13 protein-coding genes and 1 pseudogene are annotated in these 19682 nt (G+C 41.1%); 9 read left to right on the top strand and 5 right to left on the bottom strand.

Annotated features, from left to right (window positions below; genetic code table 11):
- The first annotated feature begins 333 nt into the window (after positions 1-333).
- A complete protein-coding gene (locus VE944_RS10735) occupies positions 334-942 on the top strand; it encodes an LGFP repeat-containing protein (protein ID WP_324976414.1) in 609 nt (202 codons plus the stop codon).
- A 135-nt stretch (positions 943-1077) separates the two neighbouring features.
- On the opposite strand, the gene hmpF is transcribed toward VE944_RS10735, so the two are convergent.
- The gene (gene hmpF / locus VE944_RS10730) at positions 1078-2835 is read right to left on the bottom strand and encodes a pilus motility taxis protein HmpF (RefSeq protein ID WP_324976409.1); all 1758 of its coding nucleotides are present in this window, start codon (positions 2833-2835) and stop codon (positions 1078-1080) included.
- 361 nt (positions 2836-3196) lie between these two features.
- Between hmpF and VE944_RS10725 the strand changes: the two genes are divergently transcribed.
- From VE944_RS10725 to VE944_RS10700, 6 genes are all read left to right on the top strand, one after another.
- Positions 3197-4375, top strand: coding sequence for a response regulator (locus tag VE944_RS10725; RefSeq protein WP_324976406.1), 1179 nt, complete (start codon positions 3197-3199; stop codon positions 4373-4375).
- A gap of 320 nt (positions 4376-4695) precedes the next feature.
- The gene (locus tag VE944_RS10720; protein WP_012412195.1) at positions 4696-5061 is read left to right on the top strand and encodes a response regulator transcription factor; all 366 of its coding nucleotides are present in this window, start codon (positions 4696-4698) and stop codon (positions 5059-5061) included.
- 13 nt (positions 5062-5074) lie between these two features.
- Positions 5075-5605: a chemotaxis protein CheW gene (locus tag VE944_RS10715; protein WP_324976397.1), complete on the top strand. Its 531-nt coding sequence runs from the start codon at positions 5075-5077 to the stop codon at positions 5603-5605.
- 14 nt (positions 5606-5619) lie between these two features.
- The gene (locus VE944_RS10710) at positions 5620-8550 is read left to right on the top strand and encodes a methyl-accepting chemotaxis protein (protein ID WP_324976394.1); all 2931 of its coding nucleotides are present in this window, start codon (positions 5620-5622) and stop codon (positions 8548-8550) included.
- A gap of 98 nt (positions 8551-8648) precedes the next feature.
- Positions 8649-14396 (top strand): hybrid sensor histidine kinase/response regulator, encoded by a 5748-nt coding sequence (locus VE944_RS10705; protein ID WP_324976391.1) that lies wholly within the window; start codon positions 8649-8651, stop codon positions 14394-14396.
- 521 nt (positions 14397-14917) lie between these two features.
- The gene (locus VE944_RS10700) at positions 14918-15469 is read left to right on the top strand and encodes a hypothetical protein (protein ID WP_324976386.1); all 552 of its coding nucleotides are present in this window, start codon (positions 14918-14920) and stop codon (positions 15467-15469) included.
- Between the two features lie 88 nt (positions 15470-15557).
- Here the strand turns inward: VE944_RS10700 and VE944_RS10695 are convergent, their stop codons facing one another.
- Positions 15558-15830 (bottom strand): hypothetical protein, encoded by a 273-nt coding sequence (locus tag VE944_RS10695; protein ID WP_324976383.1) that lies wholly within the window; start codon positions 15828-15830, stop codon positions 15558-15560.
- Between the two features lie 794 nt (positions 15831-16624).
- Between VE944_RS10695 and VE944_RS10690 the strand changes: the two genes are divergently transcribed.
- Positions 16625-16969, top strand: a complete 345-nt coding sequence (locus tag VE944_RS10690) for a DUF1815 family protein (protein ID WP_100898754.1) — start codon at positions 16625-16627, stop codon at positions 16967-16969.
- A gap of 353 nt (positions 16970-17322) precedes the next feature.
- Here the strand turns inward: VE944_RS10690 and VE944_RS10685 are convergent.
- Both VE944_RS10685 and VE944_RS10680 read right to left on the bottom strand, forming a co-directional pair.
- A pseudogene (locus VE944_RS10685) lies at positions 17323-17767 on the bottom strand (CHAT domain-containing protein); the annotation flags it as partial.
- Positions 17713-17910 carry a hypothetical protein gene (locus tag VE944_RS10680; RefSeq protein WP_324976377.1) on the bottom strand — a complete coding sequence of 66 codons (198 nt, stop codon included), beginning with the start codon at positions 17908-17910 and terminating at the stop codon, positions 17713-17715. The gene VE944_RS10680 and the pseudogene VE944_RS10685, both read right to left, overlap by 55 nt.
- A gap of 121 nt (positions 17911-18031) precedes the next feature.
- On the opposite strand from VE944_RS10680, the gene VE944_RS10675 reads away from it, so the two are divergent.
- The gene (locus tag VE944_RS10675; RefSeq protein WP_324976374.1) at positions 18032-18532 is read left to right on the top strand and encodes an acyl-CoA thioesterase; all 501 of its coding nucleotides are present in this window, start codon (positions 18032-18034) and stop codon (positions 18530-18532) included.
- Positions 18533-19110: 578 nt separating this feature from the next.
- On the opposite strand, the gene VE944_RS10670 is transcribed toward VE944_RS10675, so the two are convergent.
- A complete protein-coding gene (locus VE944_RS10670) occupies positions 19111-19308 on the bottom strand; it encodes a hypothetical protein (RefSeq protein WP_324976372.1) in 198 nt (65 codons plus the stop codon).
- Positions 19309-19682: the final 374 nt, after the last annotated feature.

Genomic DNA, 19682 nt, shown 5'->3' with positions numbered 1-19682 from the left:
GGTTTTGGGTGTTGAGATTTGAGTTAAAAACTTTCTTAATAAAAGGACAAAATACTTAAAACAAGACTGAAAGGCTTAATAAGTATAGTTTTCAGAGAATGCATAGTTTTGGGTAATGATACAACCGTTAAAACACTGGTTTTTTATGTATAGACAGCAAAAATATAAAATAAGATAATCTTAACTATATTAAAAACGGCTAATTGTTGGACTTTTGCCTGGGCAAACCAAATTTTACCTGTTTATTTCTTAGCGATTTTAAAGTAAAGCTCCAACCGGTTTTTAGTATAACGGTCAGTTTGCTATCACGGTCATAAATACAAAGGAAATTTTATGAGACTTAAAAAACTTGGTTTTGGATTATCAACACTTGCAGCCCTGTCAGTGGTTCCGATTTCAGTTGTAACGATTCCGTTAGTGCTAAACCAGCCAGTGTACGCAGTAGCAATCTACGGAGCTATTTATGATAAATGGGTAAGCCTAGGTGGTTATAGTAGCCCACTTGGTTCTCCTACAACCGATGAACTGCCTGCTGCCAGAGGAGGACGGTACAATGAGTTCCAAAATGGTTATATTTATTGGCTTCCCAACTTGGGCGCACACGCTGTCTACGGAGACATTGGTGTAAAGTGGAATCAACTTGGGCGGGAAAATGGCTTGGGCTATCCCATTACCGACGAGCTTCCTGCTGATAATGGAGGACGATACAATGATTTTGAGAATAACGCATCAATCTATTGGCATCCGAGCATTGGTGCTTATGCCGTGTATGGCGATATTCGGCTAAAATGGGTAAGTATGGGGCGTGAAAGAAGCGTCTTAGGTTATCCAATTTCCGACGAACAACCTGTTGGTACTGCGGGACAGCGAGTTAGCTTTTTTCAAAGAGGCGCACTTTACTGGAATTCATTTACGGGCCAGGTTACCGCTACTTATAACTAACCTAATAAGCTGCTTAATCGAAAATTATAACTAATGGATAGTTAGTAAGGATAGGAGTTAGGGATGAGGTTTTGATATCATCTACTTTATGCACCTGGGAACCACTATAACTCCAAACTCCTAACTCCTAACTTGTTAAGACGCTAGTAATGCGGGCTGAGACATTAAACTTTGGAGAGTATGGCGCAACTGAGCGATCGCTTGGACTTGATACTCACCAGTTTGCTGGAATTGCTCTAAAGATTCTCCAATTCCTTGTAGCTTCTGCCGTAATCCATCTAAAGAATCTTGAATTGGTTGTAGTGCTTCTTGATAAAGATTCACTCGACCACAGCATTCAGCAGTTGTTCTTCTTAGGGATAGCAAGTTTTCCTCCATCGCTTTCAGTTCTTTGCGCTTTTCATCCAAATCGTGAGTTTGATTTTCAATCATTCCCTGATTTAGCTCAATACCAGAACGAATGTGATCAATTTCACGTTCCAGCTTTTGCACTTCCTGTGAATATTCTTGTCGCTGGGTTTCAAGTTGTAACAGAATCGGTTCTAAATTAACTTTATTACCCTCTTCTTCATCAACAACAGTATGTCCTTGTCGCCGTAGCAATACAGCTTGGTGTTGCTTGAGAAACTTTTGATGCTGTAACATATTGCGGCGTTGTCCCACCAAACTGGAGTTTAGCATCTGATAGAGGTCTTTTTCATCTGTTAGTTCCAGTTCCAAATTGATATGGTCATGGTCAGATGCGTGATTTAATTTATTTTGCAGTTCATCTATAGCTTCTTGTTTATATTTCAATTCTTGTTCTTGATCGTGAACAAAGGTAGCGTCTATTTCCAACTTATACTGCAAATCTTGGACTATCTTTTGGAGTTCTCCTAAAGGCATTTTCTCTAAAGCTTCCACATCAGCTTGCTGGCCGATAACTACACCACCAGACGCGGACAAAGAGTGAATTTGTTGATATAACTCTTCAGCGTTTCGTAGCTGCTCTTTGATTATCCGAGCATACTCTTGCTTGCTGCTAAGGTCTGCTGTATTTATCTGCAATTGGGCTGTGTGCTGGACTAGAGAATTTTGTGCTTGTTGCAATGCATTTTGGCGATCCCTAAAGGTTTGTGACAATAGCTCGACTTCTTCTTGCTGTTGTGCGATCGCAGTTTTTTGCTCCTCCAATTTTTGCCAGTGCGGGATAAGAGTCGCTTGCTGCTTTTCGACCAATTCAAAGGCCAGATGGAGGTGTTCTCTGACTGTTTCCGTGGGAGCAACACGACTAGATAACCGATCGAGTAATTCACTCATTACCCGACTTTGATCCTCATCTAAAACCGTCCCCTGTTGGAAATCTGCAAGACGTTCCTCCAGGCGGCGCTGCTCACCCCGCAAATGCTCCCAAGCGCCTTCCAATTCTAGGCGGTTGCGCTCAACTTCTGTTTGTAACCGTTCAATTTCCTGGCGGGATGTGTCAACTTCCTGTTTTTGCTGCTCCAGTTGTTGCAACTCATCCTCCATATTGTGCAACTGTTCAGAGCGTACTTCCATGTCCATTTCACGGCGATTCAACTCTTGCGCCTGAAATGTCAGCGATTGCTTCCACTGATCAATTTCATCTTCCTTGAGCTTAAATTTCTCCAATTGGCGGGAAAAATTCTGCAAAATGTTGACTAGTGGCCGCCCTGCTTCTTGAATCCGTTGCACTTGACGATTTGGATTCAGTTCAACCAGTACTAAAGCACCATCATTTAATTTGCTTGCCTCCTCAGCTGCAATCACTTCTTCCGACACAGTATTCCAATTCTGGTCAGTTCGCTGACAAGCCAGTAGTTTCAGTTCAGTTTTGCCACTGCCACTGAGTAAACCACCCTTCTGTTTTTGTACTTCTGCTAAATACAGCACACCGTTAGTCCTTTATTGATGCACTTAAAGTTTATGTTTTGGGATATACCTTAAATAATTCTGTTAACTTGTCTTACTGAACCGAAGTTTAGGAAAACAAGACAGACAAAACTATAGACGCGAGATATTACGTCTTGATATTTATAAAAGTGAGTCAGTCGCGCCTTTATATTTTGTACTGATGACAGTGATGATGACTTCCGTGTTAACACTAGCTTTGTCAAAGTGTATTACGAAAGATTAAACTTTATAGCTGAATCTATAGCAGTTCTCCTTTGGATGCAACAGATCGTAGTCAATTTAAGCCCAAACCCATTTAAAAATAATATTAACGGTATTACAAGGAGTATTTTTTAGATAAATGCAGGGAAATCTAAATGAAATTGATATTTGCAGTATCCTGCAATTGATTAAGTTGGGACAACGAACTGGGCAACTATGGGTCAGAGCGACTAGCTCTCACCATAACAACAAACTGGGTGGAGAGGGAGCAAACATTTATCGCCTCAAACAACAGTCTTGGTTCGTCTTTTTCCTCAATGGTCAAATTATCTATTGCCAAGAAGGTGAGAGTAGTTTATCCAGAATTAGTGATTATTTACGTCATTATCGAGTCGAGATGCGACTTACCGACAAACAAATTGCCTCCTTACCATCAACCGACGCGCCAGAGTATGCCTATCTGTGGGCGCTCTTAGAGCGGAATATTATCAACCCCAAAATCGCTGGTAGTATCATTCACGGCTTGGTACATGAAACTCTCTTTGACCTGCTGAGTTTACACCAAGGGGACTTCATTTTCCATCAGGGTGCGGCACTTGCCCCGCAATTAAACACTTTCGAGATTGCTCCATTTGTTACAAAAATTACCAAGCAGGTGCAAGAGTGGAAGGAGTTGTATCCACATATTCAGTCTCCAGAACAATTGCCAGTGCTATCTGACAAAGTTCACCTACAATCCTCCCTACCAGAAGCAACCGTAAATAAGCTACAACATTGGGCTGATGGGAAAACATCCTTGCGTCAATTGGCTCGCTATCTTAACCGAGACATTTTGACAGTGGCTAAGGCAATATATCCTTATGTGCAACAGAGTTGGCTACAATTAGTATATTTATATACTACTAAAATAGATACCGACACTGGTGACGGGGAATTGAAGGGAAAACACAGGGGGCGGATAGTATGTATTGACGATGCGATCGCCATCGGTGAGACTATAAATTCCATCTTACAAGCACAAGGTTATGAAGCGATCGCTCTCACCAATCCTTTAGAGGCACTGAGTCTGGTTTTTCAACTCAAACCGGATTTAATTTTATGTGACATTGCCATGTTGGAATTGGAAGGGTACGAGGTTTGCGCCATGCTGCGACATTCAAGAGCATTTCGGCTCACACCGATTATCATGCTCACTGGTAAAGATGGATTTATTGATCGAGTCAAAGCTAGTATGGTCGGGGCAACAGATTATTTAACAAAACCATTTACAGACACTGAGTTACTTATGCTCGTCGAGAAATATATCAACAACCAATGAAAATAAGGCATTGGGAATTGGGCAGAATAATTTTAGATTATAGATTTTGGATTTTGGATTGAACAATCTAAAACCTAAAAGACGCTCAATGATTCGCTAACGCAAATTCAGGGGGTATGGAGTATATAAAGTGATCCAAGATTTATTGATCTACTAAAAGATCAGTTAAAAGATGTTATCACAGAGTCAGCTACTTAGTGAAACGTCAATATCCCGGAAAATAGTGAGAACATACAATTAATTTATACAGTTAATACTTGTGGGGGAATCAAAGAATGTTCCAAATAGGAACGTCTACATCAGGGGGTAAATAGACACTTATGAGTACAGTTCTGATTGTGGAAGACAGTATCGCGCAAAGGGAGATGATTACAGACCTCCTGAAAGCGACTGGACTAACAGTAACCCATGCCAGTGACGGATTAGAAGCATTGGAGGCAATTCAAGTAGCACCTCCCGATTTAGTGGTATTGGATATTGTCATGCCCCGAATGAACGGTTACGAGGTCTGTAGGCGCTTAAAATCCGATCCAAAAACCCAAAATGTCCCTGTGGTTATGTGTTCTTCCAAAGGCGAAGAATTTGATCGCTATTGGGGCATGAAGCAGGGTGCAGACGCTTACATAGCCAAACCATTTCAACCAACCGAGTTGGTGGGAACAGTCAAACAACTGCTGCGAGGATAAGGACAAAAGCAATATGGTCAGCAAACCGGACTTTTTAAGTGGCAGTGGTCAAGACCATTTCCGACCAGAATTACAAGTAGAAAGTCCTGAAGGTGAGTTACATTTGAGGTTTTACATTCCCTCGCATCAGGAGTTTGCACTACAAGCAACTGGCATTCGGGAGGTAATTGAACTAAGTCCCGATAGAATCACCCCGATTCCTAATGCTTCTCCTTTACTTTTGGGTACTCTAAATTTACGAGGTCGAGTTATTTGGGTAGCTGATTTGGGTCAATTTCTTGGGGAAACAAGTGCATTAAACACGGATAGAGCTGAAATTTCGGTGATTGCCATTGAAGAGCAAGACACAATGGTGGGTTTAGCAGTAGAAGAAATTGGTGGCATGGACTGGTTGGATGTCCAGAATCTCATGCCAACAACTAGTGTTCCAGATACTATGGCTCCCTTTTTACGTGGAGAGTGGTTATTAGATGCTAAAAACCATAAGTGTCTGCGACTACTCGATCAAATGGCAATTTTACGGAGTGCTAGGTGGGCAGGATGAAATTGGAGGAGGAAATGGCAGCAAGTATTGATAATTACGAGCCAACGTATCAACAGGCGATGACCGCCTATGTTCAAAGGAATTATGAGGTTGCCGCCACTTTAGTTGACCAAGTGGTGCAAAATTTACCAAATGACCCCAACTCCCATTTGTTAAGGGGTCACATCTACTATGTTTTACAGCAGTATGATGTAGCAAAAGAAGAATATCAAAAGGTATTACACTTGACTGACGATCAAGAAATTATTGGTTTTGCCAATAATGGAATTGAGAATATCAATCAATATTTACAGTCATTCAGTGGGGATATTAATACATCAGATAGTCAAGAGCAAATCAATTCCCCAGAGATGTCTGATGCACTGGCAGATAGCGAACAAGAATTAGAAGATTTGGGCGCTAATGAGGATTTTGACAGCGATAACCTTGATTTGAACTTTTTTGGAGAGCATCAAGAAGCTGTAAATGGCCTTGAAGAGCTATCTTCAAAAAGTCCATTTGATATACCAACAGAAGATAGTATTGGAACAGGAAAAATATCAGATTATTCTACAGCTTTTGGTGACGACCCTTTTGCGTTCAATGAAGAACTACAGGAGCAAGAATTAAATAGCAGCAATTTTGAGGATAAAACAGAATTAGAGTTGCCTGCTTTCTGGCAGGAAGATGTATCAGAAGAGAACCACGAAGAATTATTAGTAAATAGTCACTTTTCAGATAATCAGATTAATTCTGATGACAATAATTCAGCTATTGGCAATAATAACTCTTCATCTTCTAATTCCAAAATTGGGAATAACGAGAATAATTTTCCTGATTTGTTGAGTGAGCCAAAGTCTCCAGAGCTTAGTAATGGGAACTTTGAATATACAAAATCTAGTTTGGGAGACGAAACTTTACTTTTTGTTCAAGAAGAACTTAAAAATAGTTCGTCAACAAATAACAAGGGTCAATATGTGCCTAAAACCGAAGCACACGATGATTCTTTGAAGCCGAAAAAATTTACAGAAGAAGCCTTTGTGCCGGATGTATCTGATGATTCTTCATCTTTTAGTAGCAATCTACCTGTAAAGGACAAGCAGTTTAAATCAGGCGAAATCATTGGTAAAAATAGCTTTGATGACGATGATAATTTTGATATGGAAGCATTTGAGTCTGCCTTTGGCTCAGAGGGGTTAAGCCCTTATGAAGACTCAAACAATATACTGAATGGAGAAAATTCTAAGAGCAATATAGAATTTTTAGATGACTTTGAGGAATTTGATGATTTAGGTAATATTCCAGGGTTTGACCTGCTCGAAGGAGATTCTAACTTCGGCGATCTAGCAATGAATTCTGCTCCATTAGAAACTAGTGGCAGTACACGTTCTCCATCTGTAGAGGCTTCTGCGAGTAGTGCAGCCAGCGATCGCGAAGAGGAACTATTCACAATGACTGGTTCCCATGAAGAAGTTCCAGTCTTTAACCAAACAGATGTCTCAAAACTAGAACCTAACGTCAGTGTCGAGCAAGGATGGTTAGCACCATTAGAAAATGCCTCCATAGAAAGGAAACAATGGTTAATTGCTGGAAGTGTGGGCATTGTCTCGGCGCTGGTTGTAGCCACAGTTAGCTTTGTCGCCACCACATTCTCGCCAGCCCAACAACGAGAATCAGTACGAAACACAGGTTGGGCAATGTCGCTTGCAGCTGGGATTGCAGGTTTTGCTACCGCAGGTGTCATGGGGAATCTTGCACTCAAACAAATTCGGCGCACCACTAATGATCTCCAAGCTCAGTTTGAGGCTGTACGTCAAGGAAATCTGAATGCTCAAGCCACAGTGTTTTCCGAAGATGAATTGGGCCATTTATCCACTGGTTTTAATGAAATGGCGCGGGTAATTTTCACGACTACAAGTGAAGCCCAACGGAAAGCTGATGAACAAGAGGAAGCCAAAGAAAACCTGCAACGCCAGGTGATTCGCCTCTTAGATGATGTGGAAGGTGCTGCTAGAGGTGATTTAACAGTCCAAGCTGAAGTCACAGCCGACGTATTGGGAGCGGTAGCTGATGCTTTTAACCTGACAATTCAAAACCTGCGGGATATTGTGCAACAGGTAAAAGTGGCGGCGAAGGATGTGACAAAAGGTGCAACCAATTCCGAAACCTTTGCTAGAGCCTTATCTAGTGATGCTTTGCGCCAAGCAGAAGAGTTGGCGGTGACGCTAAATTCTGTACAGGTAATGACTGACTCGATTCAACGGGTAGCAGAGGCGGCGCGGGAAGCTGAAACGGTTGCGCGTGATGCTAGTACGATCGCTCTCAAAGGTGGAGAAGCAGTAGAAAATACCGTGGCGGGGATTTTGGAAATTCGAGAAACCGTTGCCGAAACCACTCGAAAAGTGAAACGGTTAGCGGAATCTTCCCAAGAAATTTCTAAAATTGTGGCGTTGATTTCCCAAATTGCTTCCAGAACAAACTTACTGGCACTCAATGCTAGTATTGAGGCGGCAAGGGCAGGAGAAGCTGGACGTGGGTTTGCGATCGTAGCAGACGAAGTGCGCCAGTTAGCAGACAAATCTGCTAAATCCTTGAAGGAAATTGAACAAATTGTGATGCAAATCCAAAGCGAAACAGGCTCTGTAATGACCGCGATGGAAGAAGGCACACAACAAGTAATTAAAGGTACAAAATTGGCAGAAGAAGCCAAGCGATCGCTCGAAAACATTATTCAAGTAGCGAATCGCATCGATATTCTTGTACGTTCGATTACCAGCGACACTGTGGAACAAACTGAAACTTCCCGCGCTGTCGCTCATGTAATGCAATCAGTAGAACTCACAGCCCAAGAAACTTCCCAGGAAGCACAGCGAGTGTCAGGCGCCCTACAACACTTAGTAGGTGTATCCCGTGACTTAATCGCCTCCGTTGAACGTTTCCGAGTGGAAACTACAGAAACCAGATAAATTGTCATTTGTCATTTGTCCTTTGTCCTTTCTTATTTGCTAATGACCAATGACTAATGACCAATGACCAATGACCAATGACTAATGACTAAAAAACTATGCTGCCGGAACAACAACAGCGGATTTTGGGTTACTTTATCGAAGAAGCCAGGGATCACCTGAATACTATTGAGCAGGGCTTGCTGAATTTAGAGGGTACCCTGAACGACCCGGAAATGATCAGTGAAGTCTTCCGGGCGGCTCACTCCATCAAAGGAGGAGCGGCGATGCTTGGATTGACTAGCATCCAGCATACCTCTCACCGTCTGGAAGATTGTTTTAAAGTTCTCAAAGATAATCCGGTTCAGATTGACCAAAAGTTAGAGTCTTTATTTCTCGGTGTATCTGATACCCTGAAATCACTGTTAGAGCATTTGAGCGGGCCTTATGGTCTTTCTGAAGATGCAGCTAATACTTTGATGTCAGAAACGGAGCCAGTCTTTCAATGGCTATATCAGCATCTGGAACTACTTGTAGAACAAGCAAAAGGTGGATCAGATAGTACAAGCCAACTAAAGACAACCTCTGTAGAGAATATCTCCACACTTACAGAAATTTTCCTGCGACCAGATATTTCCAGTTTGGCAGAAGACACCCATCAGGAATCTCCAGAAATATCTTTGTCGGTAGCGCCCCAAGAGGTGCGAGACGCTCGCGGACTCGCTAACGCTGCGCTATCGCCTCTCAGTGCCAAAGAAAATAATAATTGGGGCGAATTTCAAGCCCAGGTGCTGCAAAGACTGCGGGAAATGTTGCAACTGTTTAAGCAAACAACAACACCCTCAACTCGACAAAACCTTCAGCAATGCTGTTACCAGTTAGTCAGACTTGGTGAAACTTGGAACTTGTCCAAGTGGTGTGGTTTGTGTCAAGCAGCAGCCAGTGCGATCGGTAATCCCGAAAATACTTATCTGACGTTAGCTAAAATTGTTATTACCGAAATCAAGCAAGCTCAAGAATTAGTCCTACAAGGTAGAGAAGCTGAAATTACAATTAGTCAGCAACTAGAAGCGCTTTTGAACTTTGCAGAAATTGAGTTGCTAGAAGTTACCACAGATTTGTTTAACGAACAGTCTGTGTCTTTGACAGAATCATCAACTGCGTCAGAGGCAATTTTATCTGATAACACCGAGCCGTTAGTCATAACTAACCTAGCCCAGACAAGTGAAGAACTTAATTTAGAAGAGGATACTAGCGATCGCGCAGCCTTAGCGAGTCCGCGAGAATCTGGTTACGCCAACGTCAAGGGCGATCGCGCTTATGTTCAACAAGGGGCACTATTAAACGCTACTACTCACACTAGTCTTAGTTTCACCACACATGACGAAGTACATCCAATCAGTAGCAATCTTGACCACAATGGGCCAGAGGTAGGAATAGCTGAGTTAAATACCCTTGCTGATTTATTTGACGGAAATACTCCCGAACTAGATGAAAGCTGGCATCAAGAAGAAATCTTAGATATTGCTGCCACCGATGATTTTGGGATTGATTTCAACAGCACAGACACTGAGGATGCTAATAGCGATTTATCCGATTTCCTCTCTTTTGATGAAGAGACAAGTAACGAGCAGCAGCCAACAACTACAACCACGACAGAAGATTTATCCCTATTATTTGGCGAAAATTTCCTAGAAAAAGAGAATTCAGAATCGCAAAATCAACAAGCATCTGTTACGACTTTAGAGTTAAGCGATATTAACGTACTTAATATAAATTTAGACTCTTCTTCCCAGGATTTACAAGAAATTATTAATACTAGTGATACAAACCTGCCTCCTGATGTCAACAAAAACGATGTCGTTGAAGATTTATTGACACTGGCACTAGATGATGATGTCGAACTATTACCTACGGGCGAAGTAACTCAACCAGAAACTGAGGCAAACGCCTCTGTAGAACTATCTACCAACGAACAAAACAGTTTTGATAACTTATTCTTAGAAACTAGAAATGCAAATTGGGTAGAAGAAATTACTCCTAGTGACTACATAGAATTACCCCAGGAAACAGGCTTGTCTCTAGACAGCTTATTTGCTGAAACGGAAGAACAGTCACTACTACCTACAAGCGAATCAGAACTCGGTGATTTATTTGATATATCTCCTGTAACAGCACCAGAGTTTTCTCAATCAGAAAATGATCTGAGCAACTTCTGGAACCAAGAAAGCACAGAGGAACAGGACGAATTCGATTCTTTAATTGAGCAAAATGTGGAAAGGGCTTTAGAGGAGAGTTTGTTTGCTGCAACTAATGACATTTTTGCCGACAGCCAGCAGCTAATACCTTCTCCTATAGCCATTTTTGACATAGAAGAAGATTTTGATATCAATTTCCAGGAGCAACACCTAGATTTGATATCATCAGATTCTGGAGATGATTTCTTTGATGAGTTAGCACCGAGTAACTCAACTATTTCCCCTGCAATCAACGATCGCATACAGCCTTCCGCGCCTGAAACGCCTTTGTTGGCGCAGCATCTAGGGGAAGAAATTATCAAGCGATCGCAACAACCAGAAGCTTTAGATTTTGTTCCAGAATTTACTAATCAGCCAGCAGAGATATCTGCTGTTTATCTGGAACTTGATTCATTCAACCCTTTTGATGAAAATCCGCAACTGCTGTTTGAAGATGTTGCTCCCGACTCCACCTATATTCAGATGAAAACCACAGATAATACTGTGGATGTATCGGCTATAGAAAATATCGGTTTTGAAGAAACTTCAGATTTAGCATCACTTCCAGCACAGCAAGATGATTTATTCGGTTTCGATGAAAATCCACAACTGCTATTTGAAGATGTTGCTCCCGACTCCACCTATATTCAGATAGAAACCACAGATAATACTGTGGATGTATCGGCTATAGAAAATATCAGTTTTGGAGAAACTTCAGATTTAGGATCGCTTCCAGCACAGCCAGATGATTTATTCGGTTTCGATGAAGATCCGCAACTGCTGTTTGAGGATGTCGCTACATCCACCTATATTCAGATGGAAACCACAGATAATCTGGATATATCGACTATAGAAAATTCTCTAGATAACAGTTTTGGAGAAACTTCAGATTTAGCATTACTTCAAACACAGCCAGATGATTTGTTCGGTTTCGATGAAAACCCGCAACTGCTGTTTGAGGATGTCGCTACATCTACCTATATTCAGATGGAAACTACAGATAATCTGGATATATCGACTATAGAAAATTCTCTAGATAACAGTTTTGGTGAAACTTCAGATTCTGAGCCGAACAATAACTTACAAACTGCCTTTGAATTCCCAGAAAACACAGATGAAGATACAGAGCTGGGTTTGGCAAATGATTTCTTGTTTACAGAAACTGCTCTATTAGAAGCAGAAAACCAGGAATTAGGAGAAAGTGCGACAACAATTGATACGCAAACGGTTATTCAGGAAGGTGTAGAAACCGATTTGTGGGATCTAGCAGATACATCTGAATCTGTACCAGTGTCAGAGGGCGAAAACGCTATTGTTACCTCAAGTGAAGAATTGGTAACGACAGAAAACGTTGAAGTAGTTGTTCCAGAAGATGATTTTGCCGACTTGGAAGCATTACTAGGAGAGGAAGTACCACTTAACCTCAAAGCTAGGGAGATACCAGAAGTAGATTTTGCAGCGCTGGAAGAATTGCTAGGTACAGATAGCGCCAGCGATGCCAACGAAGGACTACGCCAACGCCAGCCCTTCAACACTCAACCAGTCCTAGCAAAAAATGTCATTCCATTACCATCTATAGATGAATTTGGTGACTTGGAGAAGTTGCTGGCAGAAGCGGATCAAACAATATCCCATTCACCATCAGTAAAATCTAACGCTAACAAAACTACCCGTCCCTCTACTCGTCGGGCTGCGAGATTTGAAGAAACGATGAAGGTTCCAGTTAAGCAACTGGACGATATGAGTAATTTAGTTGGGGAGTTGGTGGTAAATCGCAATACCTTAGAGCAGGATCATGAACGGCTGAGGCAGTCATTAGATAACTTGCTGATTCAGGTACAACAACTCTCGGATGTGGGCGCAAGAATGCAGGAGTTGTACGAGCGATCGCTACTAGAAGCTTCTCTATTAGCTGGACGCAAAAAGAAAGACTCCGGCTTCCAAGCGCCTGATTCCAATGCCGATAGGGGTTTTAGCGAGTTAGAAATGGATCGTTTTACTCCCTTCCATACCCTGTCCCAGCAGATGATTGAACGCATTGTGCGAGTGCGTGAGTCGGCAAGTGACATTGATTTCGTTACCGAAGAAACCGAGCGCGTAGCAAGGCAGTTCCGCCAAGTTACCACCCAGCTACAAGAGGGATTAACAAGAGCGCGAATGGTGCCTTTTGCCCAAACTATTGATCGCTGGCGGCGAGGAGTGCGCGACAACGCCATTAAGTGTGGCAAACAAGTAGAGTTGGTGATCGAAGGTGGCGATACCTTAATTGACAAGATGATTTTAGATCATCTCACCGATCCGTTAACTCACATGCTGAATAATGCGATCGCTCACGGCATTGAAACGCCAGAAGAAAGGCAAGCTGCTGGAAAACCACCCATAGGAATCATTACTATCCGCGCCTTCCATCAAGGCAACCAAACGATCATTTCTGTAGGCGATGATGGCGCAGGCATCGATTCAGCAAGGGTTAAGGCTAAGGCGGTGAAGATTGGCATGATTACAGAAGCGCAGGCTAAAGCCATGTCTCGCCTAGAAGTCTACGATCTGCTGTTCCAGTCTGGTTTTACAATTAAAGACCAAGCAGATGAAATTTCTGGTCGTGGTGTGGGTATGGACGTAGTACGCTCGGAGATTAGCGAAATTCGGGGGACAGTGAACACCGATTCTGCGATCGGAAAGGGAACCACTTTCACCATTCGTCTGCCACTGACTTTAAGTATTTGTAAAGCTCTCTGCTGCGTCTCTGATCGAGCCAGAATCGCTTTCCCAATGGACGGTGTAGAAGATACGCTGGATATACCAGTCAAAAATATCCAGCACGATGCCAATGGGGAATCATTTATTTCCTGGCGCGATACGGTGCTGCCATTCCGACCCCTGAAGGAACTTTTAACCTTCAATCGCCAAATTAGTCGCGGTAATGTTTATGGCGGCACTAGAGATGATGATATGGTTTCTGTGGTCGTGGTGCGATCGGCAAATACCCTAATTGCTCTACAGATTGATCTAGTATTGAGCGAACAAGAAATTGTAATTAAGCAGTTTGAAGGCCCAGCGCCTAAACCCATTGGTGTAGCAGGTGCAACAGTCCTGGGTGATGGTCGGATTATGCCCATTGCTGACGTACTAGAAATAATTGACATCTTCCAAGGACGGATTTCTACACAAATTGGTGGTAATTCTTGGCAACAGAAAGGAATTCCTGTAGACACCTCTCCTGCGAAGATTGACCCGACAGTGCTAATCGTCGATGACTCGATTACAGTCCGAGAGTTACTCTCCTTAACCTTTAATAAGGCAGGTTATCGTGTAGAACAGGCGCGTGATGGACAGGAAGCTTGGGATAAACTCCGCTCTGGTCTGCCTTGCGATATCGTATTTTGCGACATCGAAATGCCCCGTTGCGATGGTCTGGAGTTACTCTCTCGCATTCAGAAAGACTCTAACCTCAACCACTTACCGATCGCCATGCTCACCTCACGAGGTGCAGACAAGCACAGACAAATTGCAGCGCAACTCGGTGCTAGTGGCTACTTTACCAAGCCTTATCTCGAAGAAGCTCTACTTGAAGCTGCGGCGCGGATGTTGAAAGGGGAGAAACTTGTTAGCACTACAAGTAATGTTTAGTAAGTAAGTGATAAAATACCTTGGCAGTAAATCTGTCAAGGTATTTTACTTAAACGAGATAAAAATTAAAATATAGCAACCGCCATAGCGCTTAGGATAATAGTACAGAGACTAAATGTTCTAATTTCCATGTTCTCGGCTGTCGCCTAGCACGACTACGTTTTTTGAAATGGCTGAATTTATTTAAGGGGTGTTGTTCCTAATTACTTATCAAAAATTGAAGATTTTCAAAGAAAGATATCAATAACTTTTGCTTTTTCAAGAATTTATATATATTTATTCAGTAGGAAGGATGTTGGTGGGATTAAAGCCAAGTATAGGAAAACATAAGTTAAATAAACAACATATAACTTTACACATCCTTATAAATTTGGATTTATTCAAATCAATTTACTTAAAATCGAGATTTTGTAAAAAATTCAGTTAAGTTCTTAGTTTAACTAAAGCATAAATGATCCAAGCAGTACGAAGATAAATGACATCTTAGTAAGAATTAAAAAAATAATTTTTCAAGAGGTATTATGTCTCATAAAGTTTTTCGCCGTCAATTGTTGAAGACTAGTTGTGGCTTTATTGGCGCAGCAGCAACTACAGCTTTATTTAGTAATTTTACTGACGTTGTTTTAGCTCAATCTTCTGGAAAACAAAAAGATTGGAGATTCTGTTTCAAATGTAATGTGATGTTTTTTAATGGCTACTCAAATAAAGGTGTCTGTGCTGCTGGTAGTTATCACGAAGCTGCTGGGTATAACTTTTTCTTACCATACGGTTTTGTAGAAACAGGAAAAGATCAAGGTAATTGGCGATTTTGTTATAAGTGTGAAACCCTGTTCTTTGACGGATTTATAACTAAAGGTATTTGTCCGGCTGGTGGTGGTCACGTAGCTGCTGGATTTAACTTTGTCTTACCACACGATGTAGAGGAAACACCCACCGCACAAATTAATTGGCGATATTGCTACAAGTGTCAAGCTATGTATTATGACGGATACGTCGCTAAAGGTATTTGTCCGTCCGGTGGTGGTCACGAAAGTGCCGGATATAACTTTGTCCTCCCTCACGATCTTGGCTAATTAGCTTTAGACGTAGCATTTTCGGTTTACTAAATCTTAGGTTGCTCAGAAGCGATCGCCACAATTTCCTTTAAGAAATAAATAAATATCACCCTAACTCTGCCAACTTTTTTTTCGCAAACTCACGCACTTGCTCATCTGGGTCATTTGCATCTCTGTCACGTAATAATGGTAAAGTTTGCGGATGGCTAAAATACTGTTCAGTAATCGTTTCTAATGCTACTTGACGCGGGTTGTCTTGAAAACTATATTCCCGTTCAAAGGAATCATTGACTGCACAGGTATAGAAAACTTCAAATATATCTGGGGTTTTTTCTACGTCCCCTCGAAAAAGGGGAATAGCAAAAACGAGGTTTGGCATTATTACCTTCAAATCCTTGTCAGCAAAGCTTTTCCCCCCGTACACTGTGGCAGAAGTTTGCCTTTTCCAAATTGCTGTGCTTTGGTTCGTAGAACTGTTTTGAAGATAATCCCAAAATATTTGAAAATATTGCCTAAATGGCAACATTGCTGTGCTGACTTTAGGTATTGTCAGTGTTGGGTTTATCTATTGTGGATTCTCTACTCAGACTTATTTATTAATTACGTAAAGTTTGTATAAAGAACTATAACTAACCTGGTTGTAGTACTGAATATCAAATTTGTACTATTATCTGCTCAACTTTATATATACAGGAGGAGCAAATTTGGTATACTTAATCCTTTGCATATACCAAAATCTACGTTAGAAAGAGGACAGAGCAAACATCTAAAAAAGACACTATAACGATGTAAAACTACGTTATAACCTCTAATAACACTCATTTAGGCTGCACGTTGCCAATAAAAGCGGAATATGTAGCTTTTCTGTAGTTGACTAGTGCTAGATTTAAGTTACTCTTAAAGCGGATCGCTTCTTGTAAGAATCTACCCTGACAGAAGTGTATAAAGATATAGTTAAATTTAGAAATTCTGTCCGAGATTTTTAATTTGCAAACTGAATAGTTTGATACGGCGCTCAAAAACTTAATCTACTACCCTAAACAAGGTAGTCAATTAACGACTCAATATCATCTGTCTGCTAATTGTATTGAATAGTCTACAATACCAGTGGATGAGAAAATCTAAAGAAAATATAAAAGAAACTCAAATTACTGTGGTGTCTGGAGGACAAAAGTGTTTCTGAGACTAGCACATCAACATCGACAATTCGTCCAAGACTTGGTAATGAACCTGCAAGCCTTGGCGGTTGTATTAGAACGGCGCGGATATCCTGCATCCTGCTACACCTGTGGCGATCAAATGAATAGTGCATCGTTTATGGTTAGCCTGGGTGATAACCACCTGATTCGGTTTTTGGTGTCCGATTACGGGATTACTTGGACGGAAATGCGGGATGACCGCGAATTAATGAAGCTAGAAGGTGCAGAGGCGATTAGCCAGTTAGACGATCTGGCTGATCTTGTCAAGCAATCTATGCAAACCGATACAGGCTCTAAAACTCTTGCCAAGAAGTATTAAGGTTCCAAAGGTCGATGGCAAATTAGAAATTGATTATTGGTAATGGTGGCTTAATTAGCGATCGCTCTTACCTGTTCTCCATTACCATTAAGTGATTGGCGGCTGGCCCATCGCATATTTTTTTGTATCTGCCAAAACGTCACGAGCCGGATTCTGAGCCTTTAGCTGGAAGATTAGTAAAACGCACAGGATAATTAGTAATTACTAATTGATAATTCATAATTAAAAGCCAGGTTAAAAGAACTTGCAATTATCAAGCAATCAACCCCATTGTGATTGGAACTAAATCTATTTGTATAACGCAATTATGAATTATCAATTATGAATTATGAATTTTTAATGAATTTTCTCGCTGACCAAGTGCCGACATTTGTAAAGTTAACGCGATCGCCATTCCCGAATAAAATAAACGAATCTTCTGGTTTACCGACGACAAAGGCTGCATGAGTAGCTAAATGGACAATTGTATAATCATCCATTTGGGGTACAGTAGCTTTGGGGCTAAAGGCATCGTCTAAAAGTTAAGTTAGTCAGGCTGGCAGATGTAATATGATTGACAGCCAAGCGCTGCACTAGCCATTGTTTGCCATCATATAAAGCAGTTAAAGGAATATAGCGTAACTGGTCATCTGGAGCGTAAATCAGAGTTTGTTTACCTGATAGCTTTAGGTCTTTTTTTATTGGTTTAATTAGCCAGTCATACAATTGGTGTGCAGGTGCTTTGATATTTCGACTGGGATTGATTAAAGCTTGGCGGAAAGCACCAATTGTTTGATAGAGGTTTTCAGCGCTGATGGATTCAAGCGAGCTTTTTCTCCAGAGTCGTACCTTAACTTTGCATTTGTGCTTACCTGATTCTTGTCTGGGTATGCCATCCCAAAACCTAGTAAACTAAGTAGAGTCAAAGTAACAACGCCCACATACCGGAGATTAGGCTGCATAACAAAACACTCCCTATACTCGGGAAGGTAAATATTAAATCAATAAGTCCGGCAGTGCAATTAATTTTTATGCTATTCAATAATTTGGAAAATTTATTTATAGGTGCTGAGGAATTTGAAGATGTCAGAAGAAAAACCTAGCCAACCAAAACTACCACCAACCAGCGCCCTTGACAATTCATCAAGTCCGGAATTTGAAAATTGGTTTGAATATCCTGTCAGAGTGCAACCTCACCACACTGACTATGCAGGTGTTGTCTGGCACGGTTCCTATATAGCTTGGATGGAAGAAGCACGGATTGAATGCTTACGATCTATAGGGATTGAATTTGCTGATTTAGCCGCTATAGGTTGCGATTTACCAGTAGTAGAACTGTCGGTGCGCTATCACAGCTCAATTAAATTGGGTATGGCAGTGTTAGTAAAAACGCGCATGGCTGAGGTGACTGGTGTGCGAATCAATTGGGATTATGCCATTGTCTCAACTGATGGGCAGCAATTGTACGTTACTGCCAAGGTGACTTTAGTAGCTTTAGATAGCGAAAGAGGTAAAATTATGCGTCAGCTACCGCCGAGTGTTAAGGATGCATTTGCTAAAATTTCAGCATTAAATAAAAATTGATTAACAAAAGTTGCAGACACGATTTGCTTCAATGTTGAAAATTTTATCAAAACAGAATTCAGGAGTCAGGAGCCAAAATGGGCTAAACCTTAGCTATCCGCTAACAAAATGAATTTTGGGCGACTGGCGCATAGCGTTCGCGTAGCGTCTCGTAGAGAGGAACGAGCGTCCGTAGGAGCGTCTGAGAGGATGTTTGAAAAGTCCTCTTGTTGGTATCAAAAGTTTTAGATCCTCCTAAATCCCCCTTAAAAAGGGGGACTTTGACTCCGGTTCCCCCCTTTTTTAGGGGAGCCAGCGCGGTCTTGGGGTCTCCCCAAGTGGAGCGACTGGCGTGGGTTAGGGGGGATCTAAAAGTATCTAAAGTCACAGTGAAATACTTTTCAAACAACCTCTGAATCAAGGGTTAAATATCCACACTAAATCGAACGTAACTGCGTCTCTGAAAGAAAAGATTTAGTTGTGCAACAATTCAGTCGCGGGTCTGAATCCCCGACTGATAGCGTTCGCTTTTATTGTGTCGTAGAAAGCGTCTTGATTCTGATTCCTGAATTCTGACTTCTGAATTCTTCTTCAATTTTTTACTTGCCGTTTTGAAGCTGTGATAAAGTTTGCGTAAACTGCATTATGTGATGCCAAATATCTTGTGGGGTAATGCCAAAACTAATATTTAATAAAATCAGGATCGCGGCAATAGTTAATGCACTACTCAAGGTTGCTTTCAACAACTTCCACAATATTATGAAGATAATCCAAGCTACAATTAACGTAGCAATCATAATGTAAAAATTCCTTAAGAATAGCCCTTATCTGAGAAGGCGTTTATTCAGAAAGGGGAAGTTTTTATCTGAAGTAAAAATTATTAGTACTATAGCTATTAAACCTAATTTGGAATAGATACTAAAGCTAACTTTTTTTAATTGTACTAATGTTATAGTACCTGAAAATGAGACAATGATTCAGATAAGAGGTAATTTATTTGGCAATTTGGCAGAATTCCTAAAAATATCTTTTATTGAAGTTTTAGTATCAATACTTACAAAGTACAGAAGTTATATTTTTGAAAGGATATATAGTAATCCTATTTGATTTGTAAGAATAAAAAGGCCCAGAGTAGAATGTATGGTAACAAAGTTTATACCAAAGTTGGAAA

Origin of the sequence: Nostoc sp. (assembly GCF_035638895.1) — a bacterium.
GTDB lineage: Bacteria > Cyanobacteriota > Cyanobacteriia > Cyanobacteriales > Nostocaceae > Nostoc.
Note: the sequence above shows the minus strand (reverse complement) of the source record. Positions and strands in the feature narration are given on the sequence as shown.